This window comes from Sphingomonas sp. BL-S-05 (assembly GCF_055521695.1).
This window is the reverse complement of record NZ_CM145499.1, coordinates 3,538,666-3,553,741: the sequence shown is the minus strand read 5'-3', so window position 1 is coordinate 3,553,741 and position 15,076 is coordinate 3,538,666. Positions and strand designations below refer to the sequence as shown.

The following is a 15,076-nucleotide window of genomic DNA, read 5'->3' as shown; positions in this document are numbered from 1 at the left end:
TTCTTCGCGAATATAAGCGGAGAGAGGACATGCGATGACCGGAGGGCAGCGTCCCGCCAAGCTCGGCTTTGGCGGGGCGGCGATCGGCAATCTATATCGGCCGGTCGGCGAGGAAGCCGCCCGGGCGACGATCGACGCGGCATGGGATCGCGGCATCCGCGCGTTCGATACCGCCCCGCATTACGGCTTCGGCCTGTCCGAACGGCGATTGGGCGATGCGCTGGCGGAGCGCGATCCGGAGGGTACCGCATTCGTCTCGACCAAGGTCGGGCGCGTGCTGCAACCGGTGCCCGATCGCGACTTGGCCACGGAACGACAAGGGTTCGTGTCCCCCGAACCGGTCGAGAGCGCGTTCGACTATTCGCGTGACGGGGTGCTGCGCTCGTTCGATGCCAGCCTTCGCCGGTTGCGCCGCGACCGGATCGACCTGTTGCTGGCGCATGATCTGGGTGCCATGACCCATGGTGCCGATGCCGGGGCGCAGATGGCGACCTTCCTCGACGGCGGCTATCCGGCGATGTGCGAGTTGCGCGACATGGGCGCGATCGGCGCGATCGGCATCGGCGTCAACGAGATCGCGGTGTGCCAGGAACTGCTAAATCAGGTCGAACTCGATGCGATCCTGCTCGCCGGGCGCTACACGCTGCTCGAACAGGGCGCGCTCGACTCGCTGCTACCCCGCTGTCAGGCGATGGGCGTCCGGCTGATCCTCGGCGGGCCGTATAATTCCGGCATCCTCGCCACCGGCACCGGCGGCGGCGCGCGGTATAATTACGAGGCGGCACCCGCCGATATCGTCCGCCGGGTCGATGCGATCGCCGCGATTTGCGCGCGCCACGACGCGCCGATGGCGGCGGCGGCGCTGCAATTCGCCATGGCGCATCCGGCGGTCGACACCGTCATTCCCGGCATGGCCGATGCGGCGGAGGTTGCTCAGTCGCTGGCACTCGCCGCCCTGCCCCTGCCCCCGGCGCTGTGGCACGACCTGATCGACGCCGGTCTGGTCCGCGCCGACGCACCCGTTCCTTCTTCGGAGACCGCATGACCCGCCTGTCCGGTAAAACCGCCATCGTCACCGCCGCCGCGCAAGGCATAGGCCGCGCCGCCGCCGAATTGTTCGCCCGCGAAGGCGCGCGGGTGCTGGCGGTCGATATCAATGGCGAGGCGCTGGCGACTCTGGAAGGCTGCGAGGCGCAGGTCGTCGACCTGATGGACGGACAGGCCATCAAGGACTTCGCGGCCAGGGTCGGCGCGGTCGACATCCTGTTCAACTGCGCCGGCTTCGTCCATGCCGGCACGATCCTGACCACCGAAGAGGCCGATTGGGACTTCAGCTTCGACCTGAATGTCCGCGCGCAATATCGGATGATCCGCGCCCTGCTGCCGGCGATGATCGATGCGGGCGGCGCCTCGATCGTCAACATGTCGTCGGTCGCCAGCCATGTGATCGCGGTCCCCAACCGCTTCGTCTATACCGCGTCCAAGGCGGCGGTGATCGGACTGACCAAGTCGGTGGCGCTTGATTTCGTCGGACAGGGTATCCGCTGCAACGCGATCTGCCCCGGCACCGTCCAGTCGCCTTCGCTGGAAGAGCGCATGGCAGCGACCGGCGATGCGGAGGCGGCGCGCGCTTCGTTCACCGCGCGCCAGCCGATGGGCCGGCTGGGCCGGGCGGAGGAAATCGCCGAACTGGCGCTGTACCTCGCCTCCGACGCGTCGTCCTACACCACCGGCGCGGTGCATGTGATCGATGGCGGATGGTCGAACGCATGATCCATGTCCTGACCCTCGACCTTGCCGACGAAGTCGCCGCCATCGCCGAGTATGAACACTGGCATCGGCCGGGCAATGTCCCCGCAGCCGTCCTGGCATCGATCCGCGATGCCGGTATCACGCAGATGGAAATCTGGCGCACCGGCAACCGGCTGGTGATGACGATGACCGTGACCGATGCGTTCGACCCGGCGGCCAAGACCGCCGCCGACCTCGCCAACCCCGACGTCGTCGCATGGGAGGCGCGGATGGGCCAGTTCCAGCGCGCGCTGCCACAGGCGCCCGATGGCAGCCGCTGGACGCCAATGGCGCGCATCTTCCGCCTGACCGACCACGCATGAAGCATCCCGGCCCGCTTCGCTGCGACGGGCCGGGACGCCCCTCACCAGTTCCAGAGCGTGCCGTCCTCCAGCCGTGCAACAGGCAGTTGCTTGGGATTGTACGGATATTTGCCGGCAAGCGCCTCGTCGATATCGACGCCGTGGCCGGGCGTGTCGCCGACCTTCAGATAGCCGTCCTCGAACCGGTAGTCGTGCGGGAAGACTTCGTCGGTCTCGGGAGCGTGCGCCATATATTCCTGGATACCGAAATTCGGGACCCAGGTGTCGAAGTGCAGCGCGGCACCCATGCATACCGGCGACAGGTCGGTCGCACCATGGCTGCCGGTGCGGACCTGATACAGCCCGGCCAGATCGGCGATCCGCCGCAAATGGGTGATGCCGCCGGCATGGACCACCGTCGTGCGGATGAAGTCGATCAGTTGTTCCTGAATCAGCGTCCGGCAGTCATGGATCGAATTGAAGATCTCCCCGACCGCCAGCGGCGTGGTCGTATGCTGCCGGATCAGGCGGAACGCCTCCTGATTTTCGGCCGGCGTCGCATCCTCCATCCAGAACAGGCGATATTCCTCCAGCGCCTTGCCCAGCCGTGCCGCCTCGATCGGGGTCAGCCGGTGATGCACGTCGTGGAGCAGCTCGATCTCCTCGCCATGCGCGACCCGGATCGCCTCGAACAGCTTCGGCGCATGACGCAGATAGGCCGGCGTCGACCACAGGGTTTCCTGCGGCCGCGCGGTGTCGGCGGGTTCGTAGATCTTGCCCGCGCCCGATCCGACGCCATAGGCGCCCTTCACCCCCGGCACGCCCGACTGCGCCCGGATCGCGCGATAGCCGGCCTCGCGATAGCGGCCGACCGTCTCGACCGTCTGTTCGATATCGGCGCCGTTCGCATGGCCATAGACCAGCACGCCCTCACGCGAGCGACCGCCGAGCAATTGATAGAGCGGCAGCCCCGCCGCCTTGCCCTTGATATCCCACAGCGCGGTATCGACCGCGGCGATCGCGGTCATCGTCACCGGCCCGCGCCGCCAATAGGCGCCGCGATAGAGATATTGCCAGATATCCTCGATCCGGTGCGCGTCGCGCCCGATCAGCACGGGCACGACATGGTCGGTCAGATACGACGCGACCGACAATTCGCGACCGTTCAGCGTCGCGTCGCCGATGCCGTAGATGCCCTGGTCGGTCTCGATCTTCAGCGTGACGAAATTGCGCCCCGGACAGGTCACGATCACGCGTGCGTCGCGGATGATGAGCGGTATGCACGACGTTGGGGTGGGGCCTGTCACTGTCCGACTCTCCTGATATCAAGGACGCATCATTCGGCGTCTCGAAGGACCGTTAGCGCTAACAACGACAAGAATGAACCCGGAAATCGCCGGGCAGAGAGGAAGTCATGCCGATCCCGACCATTACCGCTCCGCCGCCCGATACAGCACCCGACCATGGCGGGCATCGGTTCATCACGCCGGGGTTCGGCGTCGGTTTCGCGGTGGTGGTCAGCCTGTTCTTTCTTTGGGCGATCGCGAACAACTTCAACGACATCCTGATCCGCCAGTTTCAGAAGGCGCTGGCACTGAACCGGGCCGAGGCCGGATTCATCCAGTTCGTCTTCTATCTCGGCTATTTCCTGATGGCGCTGCCGGCCGGGATCATCATGCGGCGCTTCGGCTATCGTGCCGGTATCCTTGCCGGACTGGGGCTGTACGCGGTTGGCGCGCTGCTCTTCTATCCGGCCGCGGAGCTGCGCGAATATGCCGGGTTTCTGGGGGCGCTGTTCGTGCTGGCGGCAGGGGCGGCATTCCTCGAAACGGCGGCCAATCCGTATATCGTCGCGTTCGGCGATCCGGCGCGGGCGGAACAGCGACTCAATCTGGCGCAGGCGTTCAACGGGTTGGGCGGCGCGATCGCGCCCAGCATCGGCGCGCTGTTCATCTTTTCAGGTGTCGAACATGACCGCGCGACGCTCGACGCCATGGCTCCCGCCGCGCTCGAAGCCTATCGCGCCGGCGAGGCGCAGATGGTGCAGCTGCCCTATCTGGTGCTCGCCGGGGTCGTGACGGTCATCGCCATCGCGGTGGCGCTGGTTCGCCTGCCCGAACTCGCGCACGACACGCGCGGCGGCACGCTGGCGGGGTTGAAGTCGGTGATCGGCGTCCGGACGCTGCGCTGGGCGGTGGTCGCGCAATTCTTCTATGTCGGGGCGCAGGTCGGGGTGTGGAGCTTCTTCGTCGATTTCGTGAAGACGCTGAGCCCCGCCACGCCGGAGCGCGAAGCGGCCTATCTGTTGTCGGTCAGCCTGGCACTGTTCCTCGCCGGGCGGCTGGTCGGCACGTTGCTGATGCAGAAGATCGCGGCGACGCGGCTGCTGGCCGGATTTGCCTTGGCGAACATCGTGTTGACGCTGGTCGCGGCACTGGCCGGGGGCATGATCGCGATCGGGGCGCTGCTGCTGACCGGTTTCTTCATGTCGATCATGTTCCCGACGATCTTTTCGCTGGGGGTGCGCGATTTGGGACCGCAGGCGACGCTGGGCGCGCCGCTGATCGTGATGGCGATTATCGGCGGGGCACTATTCCCCCCGGCTATGGGGTTGTTGAGCCACGATATCCTGTCGATCCAGACCGCGATGCTAATACCCTGCCTGTCGTTCGCGGTCGTGCTGGCGTTCGCGCTGGCGATGCGGAGGCGGGCAGCATAGGAGGACGCATGCGATACCGGCGGGCGGGGATGGCGGGGGCGGCGCTGTGGCTGAGCGCGGCGGCGCCCGATCCCGGGGTCGAGGCCGCGGTGCGCGCGGCGCTGGCACAGGCGCCGGCGGGCACGCGCTTCGGGCTGGTCGTGCGCGATGCGAATGGGGTCGAGCGCGTCGCGATCGATGCCGACAACCGCTTCGTACCTGCTTCGAATACCAAGATTTTCACGACCATCGCCGCCTTTGCCAACCTGGCCGTGGATGGGCCGGACAGCGCGCGGACGGGGGTGCGGATCGAGGGGCGCGACGTGGTGCTGGTCGGAGCCGGCGATGCGCGGCTGTCGTCGGCGGAGGATTGCGCAAGCGACTGTCTTTCCACGCTGGCCGATGCGGTGGCGGCGCGCACGCGGGTGGTGGAGGACGTGATCGGCGATGACAGCGCGTTCCCCGACCAGCGCTGGTCGCCGGGCATGGGGTGGAACAACATCGTCACCCGCTATGGCACCGGCATCTCCGCGCTGACGCTGGACGACAACGAACTGGCGCTGACCGTCGGGGTCGAGGACGGCAAGGCGGTGGTAAGCGGTTCGGATTATTACCGGATCGACAACCGCGTGACGGTCGGCCCGGGCAACGCCATCGCCTATGACCGGATGCCGGGCAGCGACCTGCTGAGGGTGTCGGGGACGGTCGCGAGGGGGCCGAGCGAGCGCATCCGGGTGGGGATCGACGACCCGGCGCATTATGCCGCGTGGAAGTTGGCGAAGGTGCTACGTAGCAAGGGGGTCCGGGTGACCGGGCGGGTACTGGTTCGGCACCGGCCCTACAGGGCGGCGGAGGACGGAGCGGTCGTGCAGCGTGGCGTTTTGCCGCCGATGTTGACACAGACCCGGCCCGGAGCGCTGCGCGAGGACATCGCGGTCACCAACAAGGTCAGCCAGAACCTGCACGCCGAATTGCTGCTGCGCCGGGTCGGCGCGGTGCAAGGGAGCGGGTCGATCGCCGATGGATTGAAGAAAGTCAGCGCGATCATGACGTTGGCAGGCGTGCCGCGCACCGCATGGGATTTGTCCGACGGGTCGGGCATGTCGACCTATAACCGGGTGACGCCGCGGGCGATGGTCGCACTGCTGGGCTGGGCGCAGGCGCAACCTTGGGGCGCGGCGTGGCTGGAGACGCTGCCGGTCGCGGGCGTCGACGGCACGCTGGCGCGGCGGTTCAGGGGCACGGCACTGGCGGGGAAGCTGCGCGCCAAGACCGGGTCGTTGTCAGGGACGTCGGCGCTGGCGGGGACGATGACCGCCGCCAGCGGGCAGACGCTCACCTTTGCGCTGTACGCCAATGACATACCGGAAGGGGCTTCGGCGACGGCAGCCATGGATGCGGCGTTGCTGGCGGCCGCTGCGGGATTGTAGGGGCTGAGCGCAGTCGAAGACCCGTATCGAAGTACCTGTGGCGGTCCTTCGATACGCCATTTCGACAAGCTCAATGGCTACTCAGGACGAACGGGCGTGGCGCAAGTGACCCGTTCTCGACAGGCTCGAAGCTGCTCGAACCGAACGGGTTTTGCCTATCCTTCAATGTTTGCGCGGGAGGACGTGCAGGACGCCGGCGATGATCGCGCCGATGACGATGCCGACCACCGCCGACAGCGCGGCGTTGACGATCCAGTCGACCACGCCGCCGATCGCGGGCAGCGCCTCCGCCGCATGATGGGCGGTGTCGTGGATCAGGTGCGGCAGGGCGACGACGCCGAATTCCTCCATCCCATGGACGATGATCTGTCCGCCGACCCACAGCATCGCGGCGGTGCCGATCAGCGCCAGCGCCTTCAGCAGCACCGGCATCGCCTTTACCAGTCCGCGCCCGATCGTCTGCGCCAGCGCCCCAGACCGGCGGGCCAGCGCGAGGCCAATATCGTCCATCTTCACGATCAGCGCGACGACGCCGTAGACGCCGACGGTGATGGCGATGCCGACCGCCGCCAGCACCACCGCCTGCATCCACACCGGCATGTCGGGCAGTTCGTTGAGCGCGATGATCATGATTTCCGCCGATAGGATCAGGTCGGTGCGAATCGCCCCGCTGACCTGCGTCCGTTCCAGCTCGGCCGGGTCGGTGGTGGTCGCCGCTTCCTCCGCAGCATGGCCGCCAAGCCAGGGGGCGAGGATCTTCTCCGCCGCCTCGAAACACAGGAACGCGCCGCCCGCCATCAGGATCGGGGTGATCGCCCATGGCGCGAACACCTTCAGCAGCAGCGCGGCCGGCAACAGGATCAGCAGCTTGTTCTTGAGCGATCCCAACGCGATCTTGCCGATGATCGGCAGTTCGCGCGCCGGCGACAGGCCGACGACATAGCGTGGCGTCACCGCCGCATCGTCGATGACCACGCCAGCCGCCTTGGCCCCCGCCCGGCTGGCCGCCGCGGTCACATCGTCGAGCGACGCCGCCGCCAGCTTCGCGATCGCCGCGACGTCGTCGAGCAGTGCCACCAATCCGCCAGCCATTGCCTGTCCCCTTGTTCCGTCGCGCCGAGCGGTAGCGGGCGGCGGACGACAACGCCATCGAAAGCGAGGATGAAATTTTGTTTCTTAACCTTTGGCGGAGCAGGTTCGGGGACCAGTGCGAGCAACCAGATCGACGGCAGTTCGGTACGCTAACGTACCAAATTACTGGTTTGTGCTCATTTTCGTCGCGGCGATCGACGGCGGCGCTGTCGCGCGGAAACGGCATGTCCGTTCCGCCGAAGTCCAGATACCGTAATGCGCCCAACTGTCGTTAATAGCTGTTCCACAATGGTTAACCGCGCAACAGCCATTTGTTAAACGACAGCATCCTACCCGTTGTCGGGATGAACTCACAGCCGCGAATATTGTCCGCGGCTTCGTTCTTATTCGTCGTCGGGAGGGCATGATGCGTTGGACGATTAAAGCCAAGTTGGGGGTGACATTCGGGATCGTAGTGATGATGCTGCTTGCAGTCGTCACGATCGGCGTCACCCGGATGTCGCAAATGAATGCGGACATCGTCGACGTCATCGACGGTCCGGCCGCGCGGCAGGCGCGGTCGTTGCGCGTGCAGGTCGAGGTGAACGAGATCATCCGGCTCGAAAAGAACATGGCGCTCGCGACCGATCCGGCGCTGCTGCGACAGTGGGAGCAGGATTCGACGACGAAGATCAATTCGACGACCGAACTGATCCGGGATGCATTGAACAAGGCGCCGAGCGAAGCGAAGCCGAGTTGGGCGACGACCGCCGGTTTGTGGGATGATTTCAAGCAGGTGAACCAGGAGGTTCGGGCACTGGCGCTCGCCGGGAAGCGCGACGAGGCCGGGGTCGCGTCGATCAACCGGTCGCGCGAGACCGTGAAGAAGCTGTACGCCGGCCTGGACGACATCGTGTCGACCAATACCGCGCTGATGAACGACGCGAAGACGTTGACGACCGCAAGCTTCGAAAGCGCACGGACGATGTTGCTCGGCGTGGCGATCGCCGCGATCCTGATCGCGATCGGCGGCGCGGTGTGGGTCAGCCTGATCGTATCGCGCGGATTGAAGCAATTGGCGCTCGCGCTCGACACGGTGGCCGGCGGCGATCTGACCCAGGATCTGGTCGCGAACAGCAACGACGAGATCAAGGACCTGATCGGAACCACCAACAACATGATCGAACGGCTGCGGATGGTCGTCGGCGACGCATCGGGCGCGGCGGACAATGTCGCCGCCGGCAGCCAGCAGCTCTCCGCCTCTTCCGAACAGGTCTCGCAGGGCGCGACCGAACAGGCGGCGGCTGCCGAGGAAGCTTCGGCGTCGATGGAACAGATGGCCGCCAACATCAAACAGAATGCCGACAATGCCGCGCAGACCGAAAAGATCGCACGCCAGTCGTCGCAGGATGCCGAAGCGAGCGGCGTCGCGGTGGAACGCGCGGTGGGCGCGATGCGCGTGATCGCCGAAAAGATCAGCATCGTGCAGGAAATCGCTCGCCAGACCGACCTGCTGGCGCTGAACGCGGCGGTGGAAGCGGCCCGGGCCGGCGAACATGGCCGCGGCTTCGCGGTGGTCGCGTCGGAAGTCCGCAAGCTGGCCGAACGCAGCCAGACGGCCGCCGCTGAGATCAGCGCGGTGTCGGGCGATACGGTGCAGGCGGCGGCCCAGGCCGGCGAGATGCTGACCAAGCTGGTGCCCGACATTCGCCGGACCGCCGAACTGGTGTCGGAGATCAGCGCCGCGTGCCGCGAACAGGATATCGGCGCGTCGCAGATCAACCAGGCATTGCAGCAGCTCGATCAGGTCACGCAGCAGAACGCGTCGGCTTCGGAACAGATCACCTCGACCTCCGAGGAACTGGCCGGACAGGCGGAAGAGCTGCAGTCGAGCATCGCCTTCTTCCGCGTCGATACCGGCTCGGGCGCAACGGCCAAGCGTCCCGCCGCCGCGCGCAAGTCCGCCAAGACCAAGGCGCCCGCTGCGCCCAAGGCCAAGCCGAATTCGGTCGCCGACCAGCAGGCGCGTGCCCGCGGCTTCGCGCTCGATCTCGCGCAGGGCGGGCCGGACGGTGACGATGCGGCGTTTGGCCGTGCCGCCTGAACGCTGATTCGCCGCCCCGGGCGCGGCGGCGATCGGAACGAGACAATCGGAACGGACGGCGGGCGCCCTGGCAAGGACGTCCGCCGTTCGCATTCCGATGAAGTGAGTCGCGGATAAAGGCGACGAAAATCAACAGAAAGCACGTTAACCGTAACCGGCCCCCGTCGACCAACGGCGCGATCGATCACAATTTCGTCCACAGCGTACCAAGCCGTTAGGCCATAGGATTTTTTCAAGCGCCGTGCTCGCGAAGCATTTGCGGGTGACCATGCGACCTTGCGGCAAGTCGCGCCGGCTTCGGTCGATCTCCACCGTCATGTTAAGCTTGGTTCGATTTCACCTAACGATCGTCCAACCAAATCTTAAAATCGTTCGCGCCATTCGATTCCCGTGCCCCCGTTCGGCGGGGTTTGGTTTCACAGCACCGGGAATAGAACATGCGCGCTACGATCAGAATGAAATTGGGGGCGACCTTTGCCGTCGTCCTCCTGTTGCTGGCGATCGTCGTCGGTTTCAGCGTCGTGCAATTGTCGACCTTGAGCAGCGCGATGGGCAGGCTGGTCGACGATCCGGCGACCGCGCTCGACCGTATCCAGCAGTTCAACGATGCACAGACCTCCGCGATCGTCGCCGAAAAGAATCTCGCCCTGTCCAACGACCCGCAGATCGAGGCGGCACAGATGGAGGAACTGCGCAAGCAGCGCAGCCGCGCCGACGAACTTATCGCCAAGGCCCCGCCAATGGCCGATCAGTCCGATATCGAGCAATATGCCAGGATCCGAGCGGCGTGGACCGAGTATAAGGCCGCTGCCGACAAGGCGGTCGAACTGGCGCTGGCCGACAAGAATATCGAAGCCGGCATGGTCTCGCTGGGCGCCGCGCGCATCGCCGCCGAGAAGACCGGCGGGCTGATCGACGAAATGGTCGAACGGCAGCGCGAGGAGATGAAGCAGGCCGATGCCGAGGGCGACGCACTATATGCCAGCGCGCGCACCTGGCTGATCGTGATCGCGGTGGTGGCCTTTGCCGTGGCGATCGCCGGCGCGCTGTGGATCAGCAAGATCGTGGCGCAGGGGCTGCGGCGGGTCGGCGTGGCGCTGGACGCGGTGGCGATCGGCGACCTCGACAACGAAGTCGTCGTCACCAGCAACGACGAGATCCGGGAACTGGTCGACACCGTCAACCGCATGACCGCATCGCTACGCAAATCGGCCGAACTGGCCGACACGATCGCGCTGGGCGACCTGTCGGTCGATCACAAGCCGCTGTCGGACAAGGACAAGCTGGGCTTTGCGATGGTGTCGATGGTCGACGGGCTGCGCAAGTCCGCGGCGCTTGCCGACACGATCGCGCTGGGCGACCTGTCGGTCGACCACAAGCCGCTGTCGGACAAGGACCGGTTGGGCCATGCGATGGTGTCGATGGTCACCGGGCTGCGCAAGTCGGCGGCACTGGCCGACACGATCGCGGGCGGCGACCTGACCGTCGATCACAAGCCGCTGTCGGACAAGGACCAGCTGGGCCATGCGCTGGTGACGATGGTCGGGCGGCTGCGCACCGTGGTGGGTGACGCATCGGATGCGGCCGACAATGTCGCGGGCGGCAGCCAGGAACTGTCGGCTTCGTCCGAACAGGTCAGCCAGGGCGCGACCGAACAGGCGGCGGCTGCCGAGGAAGCTTCGGCGTCGATGGAACAGATGGCCGCCAACATCAAACAGAATGCCGATAACGCGGCACAGACCGAGAAGATCGCACGCCAGTCGTCGCAGGATGCCGAGGCGAGCGGCGTCGCGGTCGAGCGTGCGGTCGGCGCGATGCGCGTGATCGCCGAAAAGATCAGCATCGTGCAGGAAATCGCCCGCCAGACCGATCTGCTGGCGCTGAACGCGGCGGTGGAAGCGGCCCGGGCCGGCGAACATGGCCGCGGCTTCGCGGTGGTCGCCTCGGAAGTCCGCAAGCTGGCCGAACGCAGCCAGACGGCGGCCGCCGAAATCAGCGCGGTGTCGGGCGACACGGTGCAGGCAGCGGCACAGGCCGGCGAGATGCTGACCCGGCTGGTGCCCGACATCCGCCGGACCGCCGAACTGGTGGCGGAGATCAGCGCCGCGTGCCGCGAACAGGATATCGGCGCATCGCAGATCAACCAGGCACTGCAGCAGCTCGATCAGGTCACCCAGCAGAACGCGTCGGCCTCCGAACAGATCACCTCGACTTCCGAGGAGCTGGCCGGACAGGCGGAGGAACTGCAGCACAGCATCGCCTTCTTCCGGATCGGCACGCCCGACGCGGCGGCGAAGCGGCGCAAGGACCGCAAGTCGGCGGGACGCAAGCCGGCGGCAAAGGCGAAGCCGAACACGGTCGCCGACCAGCAGTCCCGCGCCCGCGGCTTCGCGCTCGACCTGCAGCAGGGCGGCCCGGACCCGCACGACGACGCCTTCGACCACGCCGCCTGACCCTTTTCGCCGGTCGCCACCCGTTGCGGCGGGTGGCGACGCGTAACCGACAGGAGCAACCGCCATGTTCCGCGCGACGATCCTCGGGCTCACCGCCCTCGCCTTTGCCAGCATGTCCGCCGCCGTCCGCGCGCAGGACGCCGAACCGGCGTCGGCGCTGTCGATCGATTTCGCCTATAAGGGCGATGTCGTCGGCGTGGCGGCGGGCGGGACGCGGGGCGTACGCTATCTCGACAATATCGACCTGCTCGCCGCGCTCGACCTCGACCGCGCGGTCGGCTGGCAGGGCGGCAGCGCGTTCGCCAGCCTGCTCAACAATCTGGGCGGGCGGCCGAACGATCTGGCGGCCACGTTGCAGGGGGTGAACAATATCGAGGTGGGGGCGCCCGACCTGCTGCTGTACCAGGCATGGTTCCAGCAGAATTTCGCGGGCGACCGGCTGTCGGTGCTGGTCGGCAAATATGATCTGAACAGCGAATTCTATTCGGGCGACGCGGCCGCGCATCTGATCGCGCCGGCGTTCGGCATCGGGTCGGAACTGGCCGCGACCGGGCCGAACGGGCCGTCGATCTTTCCGCGCACCGACCTGGCCATCCGGCTGCGCGCCGCGGACGATCGCCATTATGTGCAGGCGGTGGCGATCCGCGCGCCGCGCGGCACCGCCGATACCGGGCGCGACCGATCGACGCTGTTCGTCGCCGAGGGCGGGCTGCAGGGGCGCACCGCGATCGGCATCGGCGGCTGGGCCTATAGCCGTCGCCAGCCGCACATCGTCCCGCCGGGCGTGACGCTGGCCGAGGGGAAAGCCGCATCGCATGGCGTCTACCTGCTGGTCGAACAGGATCTGGCGGGGCAGGCTGATCAGCCCGGCCATTGGCGCGCCTTTGCCCGCGCCGGGCTGTCCGACGGGCGGACGACGCCGTTCGCCGGCGGGTTCCAGTTCGGACTGACCGGACGCGGCATCGTGCCCGCACGGCCCGACAGCCAGCTGTCGATCGGCGTGGCGAGCGCCGACCTGAGCACCCCCTATCGCCGCGCCAATCCGGCGGGCCAGCCGGGGCTGACGGGATCGGAGGGGATGGTCGAGCTGACCTATAGCGACCGGATCGCGCCGTTCCTGACGCTGCAACCCGATGTGCAATATGTCCGCCGCCCCGGTGGCCTGCGCGACGTCGACGATGCGCTGGTGCTGGGCTTGCGGGCGATCGTCGAATGGAAGGTGATGTAGCGCCTATGCCGGTACCGCCACCCCCTGTGGCGCAAGGCCAGCATCGACCAGATTGCCGACGAACTGGTCGGTGCAGTGCGACCAGCAATATTGCGTGCCGATGCGGACACATGCGTCGCGATCGGCGGTGAGCGCCTGGCGGACGGCGACCGCCAGATCGGTATCGAGCGCGCCGATGCGGTCGGTGCCGCCGCCCATCCCGTCCAGCCCGATCACGTCGAGCGGCCCCGGCACCGGATAGGCGGCGACCGGCGTGCCGCAGGCCAGCGCCTCGATCATCACGAGGCCGAACGTGTCGGTACGGCTGGGAAAGACCAGCACGTCGGCGGCGCGGTACGCGGCGGCAAGGCTCGCGCCCTGCTTGACCCCGACGAACTGCGCGAGGGGATAGCGCCGCTCCAGCTCGGCACGCGCCGGGCCGTCGCCGACCAGCAGCTTGGTGCCCGGCGTATCGAGCGACAGGAACGCCTCGATATTCTTTTCAATGGCGATGCGCCCGACATGGAGCAGGATCGGGCGCGGCAGCGTCGCCACGTCGAGCCGCGCGCCATCGGGTTTGAACAGCGACAGATCGACGCCACGCGACCAGCGCCTTGTATGGGCGATGCCATGGTCGTGGAGCGAGCCGGCGACGCGCGCGGTCGCGGTCATCACCGCGCTGGCCGCCGCATGGAAACGGCGCAGGAACGGCCAGAACAAGCCGGCGGGCAAATGCGTGCGCATCGCCAGATAGTCGGCGAAATTGGTGTGGAACGAGGTGGTGAAGCGCGCGCCATTCCCGCGACACCAGCGCCGCGCCGCCCAGCCGAGCGGTCCTTCGGTGGCGATATGAATCGCATCGGGGTGGAAGGCGGCGAGGCGGCGACCGAGTTCGGGACCGCAGCCAAAGGCCAGCCGGATTTCGGGATAACCGGGACAAGGCCGGGTGGCGAAACCGTCGGGAGTGAAGGTTTCGACGACGTGCCCCCGTTGTTGCAGGCGGGCGATCGTCGTCTGCAACGTGCGGACGACGCCGTTGACCTGCGGACTCCATGCGTCGCTGACGATGGCGATCCTCACGCGGTGGCGACCGCCCGGCCGGCATCGGCGGCCTTGCCGTTCGCCTTCGCCAGTTCCTTTTCCCAGGTCAGCGCACGCCAGTCGATCAGCGACAGCGCACCCGCATGATCCTCGACCAGCGCGGTGCAGCTTTCGACCCAGTCGCCATCGTTATAATACATGATGTCGCCGATCTGGCGGATCTCGGCGGTGTGGATATGGCCGCACACCACGCCGTCGACGCCATGTTCGGCGGCGGCGTGCGCCACGGTTTCCTCGAACCGGCCGATGAAGTTGACCGCGTTCTTCACGCGATGCTTGGCATAGGCCGACAGCGACCAATAGGGCAGGCCGAGCTTGCGCCGCGCGAAGTTCCACACGCGATTGGCCTTCAGCAGCGCGGTATAGGCATGGTCGCCCAGAAAGGCGAGCCATTTGGCATAGAGCACCACGCCGTCGAACTTGTCGCCGTGCAGGACCAGCAGGCGGCGGCCATCGGCGGTTTCGTGGATATCCTCCTCGACCATCTCGACGCCGCCGAATTCGAGACCGGTATAGTCGCGAAACGCTTCGTCGTGATTGCCGGGGATGTAGATGACGCGGGTGCCGCGGCGCGCGAACTTCAGGATCGAGCGGATGACGTCGTTATGGCTCGACGGCCAGTACCAGCCGCGCCGGATCTGCCAGCCATCGACGATGTCGCCGACCAGATACAGCGTCTCGCATTCGAACGAATGGAGAAAGTCGACCAGTTGCGTGGCACTGCACCCCGGCGTGCCGAGATGGACGTCGGAGATGAAGACGGTGCGGTAGGATTTCTTCGGACCCTCGGCCTGATAGCTTTGCGGGTCGTTGATCCAGTCGGGAATCTTGCGCGCCAGCGACTTGATAGGCGACCGTTTGCCGCAATCCTTTTCCGACCGGTGTTCCGTCCGGGATACAAATGCCGTCGTCATCGTAT

The 15,076-nt window shown here is 66.7% G+C and carries 12 protein-coding genes; 8 read left to right on the top strand and 4 right to left on the bottom strand.

The window, feature by feature from the left end; translation table 11 throughout:
• The first annotated feature begins 34 nt into the window (after positions 1-34).
• Genes ACZ1JS_RS16505 through ACZ1JS_RS16495 form a run of 3 tightly spaced genes read left to right on the top strand, consistent with a single transcriptional unit; the run spans position 35 to position 2,114 of the window.
• Positions 35-1,045, top strand: a complete 1,011-nt coding sequence (locus tag ACZ1JS_RS16505; RefSeq protein ID WP_465166994.1) for an aldo/keto reductase — start codon at positions 35-37, stop codon at positions 1,043-1,045.
• On the top strand, positions 1,042-1,773 hold the full coding sequence (locus ACZ1JS_RS16500) for an SDR family oxidoreductase (RefSeq protein ID WP_465166993.1): 732 nt from the start codon (positions 1,042-1,044) through the stop codon (positions 1,771-1,773). The genes ACZ1JS_RS16505 and ACZ1JS_RS16500 overlap by 4 nt, the downstream gene beginning before the upstream one ends.
• Positions 1,758-2,114 (top strand): L-rhamnose mutarotase, encoded by a 357-nt coding sequence (locus ACZ1JS_RS16495; protein ID WP_465166992.1) that lies wholly within the window; start codon positions 1,758-1,760, stop codon positions 2,112-2,114. The genes ACZ1JS_RS16500 and ACZ1JS_RS16495 overlap by 16 nt, the downstream gene beginning before the upstream one ends.
• A 41-nt stretch (positions 2,115-2,155) precedes the next feature.
• On the opposite strand, the gene manD is transcribed toward ACZ1JS_RS16495, so the two are convergent.
• Positions 2,156-3,373 carry a D-mannonate dehydratase ManD gene (gene manD / locus ACZ1JS_RS16490; protein WP_465168724.1) on the bottom strand — a complete coding sequence of 406 codons (1,218 nt, stop codon included), beginning with the start codon at positions 3,371-3,373 and terminating at the stop codon, positions 2,156-2,158.
• Positions 3,374-3,507: 134 nt separating this feature from the next.
• On the opposite strand from manD, the gene fucP reads away from it, so the two are divergent.
• Together fucP and dacB are read left to right on the top strand one after the other, a co-directional pair.
• The gene (gene fucP, locus ACZ1JS_RS16485; RefSeq protein ID WP_465166991.1) at positions 3,508-4,812 is read left to right on the top strand and encodes an L-fucose:H+ symporter permease; all 1,305 of its coding nucleotides are present in this window, start codon (positions 3,508-3,510) and stop codon (positions 4,810-4,812) included.
• An 8-nt stretch (positions 4,813-4,820) separates the two neighbouring features.
• On the top strand, positions 4,821-6,221 hold the full coding sequence (dacB, locus tag ACZ1JS_RS16480) for a D-alanyl-D-alanine carboxypeptidase/D-alanyl-D-alanine endopeptidase (RefSeq protein WP_465166990.1): 1,401 nt from the start codon (positions 4,821-4,823) through the stop codon (positions 6,219-6,221).
• Positions 6,222-6,383: 162 nt separating this feature from the next.
• On the opposite strand, the gene ACZ1JS_RS16475 is transcribed toward dacB, so the two are convergent.
• Complete coding sequence (locus ACZ1JS_RS16475) at positions 6,384-7,313, bottom strand: DUF808 domain-containing protein (RefSeq protein WP_465166989.1); 930 nt, start codon at positions 7,311-7,313, stop codon at positions 6,384-6,386.
• A 406-nt stretch (positions 7,314-7,719) separates the two neighbouring features.
• On the opposite strand from ACZ1JS_RS16475, the gene ACZ1JS_RS16470 reads away from it, so the two are divergent.
• From ACZ1JS_RS16470 to ACZ1JS_RS16460, 3 genes are all read left to right on the top strand, one after another.
• Positions 7,720-9,396, top strand: coding sequence for a methyl-accepting chemotaxis protein (locus ACZ1JS_RS16470; protein WP_465166988.1), 1,677 nt, complete (start codon positions 7,720-7,722; stop codon positions 9,394-9,396).
• Between the two features lie 437 nt (positions 9,397-9,833).
• Entirely contained in the window at positions 9,834-11,849 is a 2,016-nt protein-coding gene (locus ACZ1JS_RS16465) for a methyl-accepting chemotaxis protein (RefSeq protein ID WP_465166987.1), read from the top strand.
• A gap of 64 nt (positions 11,850-11,913) precedes the next feature.
• Complete coding sequence (locus ACZ1JS_RS16460; RefSeq protein WP_465166986.1) at positions 11,914-13,077, top strand: carbohydrate porin; 1,164 nt, start codon at positions 11,914-11,916, stop codon at positions 13,075-13,077.
• 3 nt (positions 13,078-13,080) lie between these two features.
• Here ACZ1JS_RS16460 and ACZ1JS_RS16455 read toward each other — a convergent pair whose 3' ends face one another.
• Together ACZ1JS_RS16455 and ACZ1JS_RS16450 are read right to left on the bottom strand one after the other, a co-directional pair.
• Complete coding sequence (locus ACZ1JS_RS16455; protein ID WP_465166985.1) at positions 13,081-14,136, bottom strand: glycosyltransferase family 4 protein; 1,056 nt, start codon at positions 14,134-14,136, stop codon at positions 13,081-13,083.
• A complete protein-coding gene (locus tag ACZ1JS_RS16450; RefSeq protein ID WP_465166984.1) occupies positions 14,133-15,071 on the bottom strand; it encodes a UDP-2,3-diacylglucosamine diphosphatase in 939 nt (312 codons plus the stop codon). The genes ACZ1JS_RS16455 and ACZ1JS_RS16450 overlap by 4 nt, the downstream gene beginning before the upstream one ends.
• Positions 15,072-15,076 lie beyond the last annotated feature (5 nt).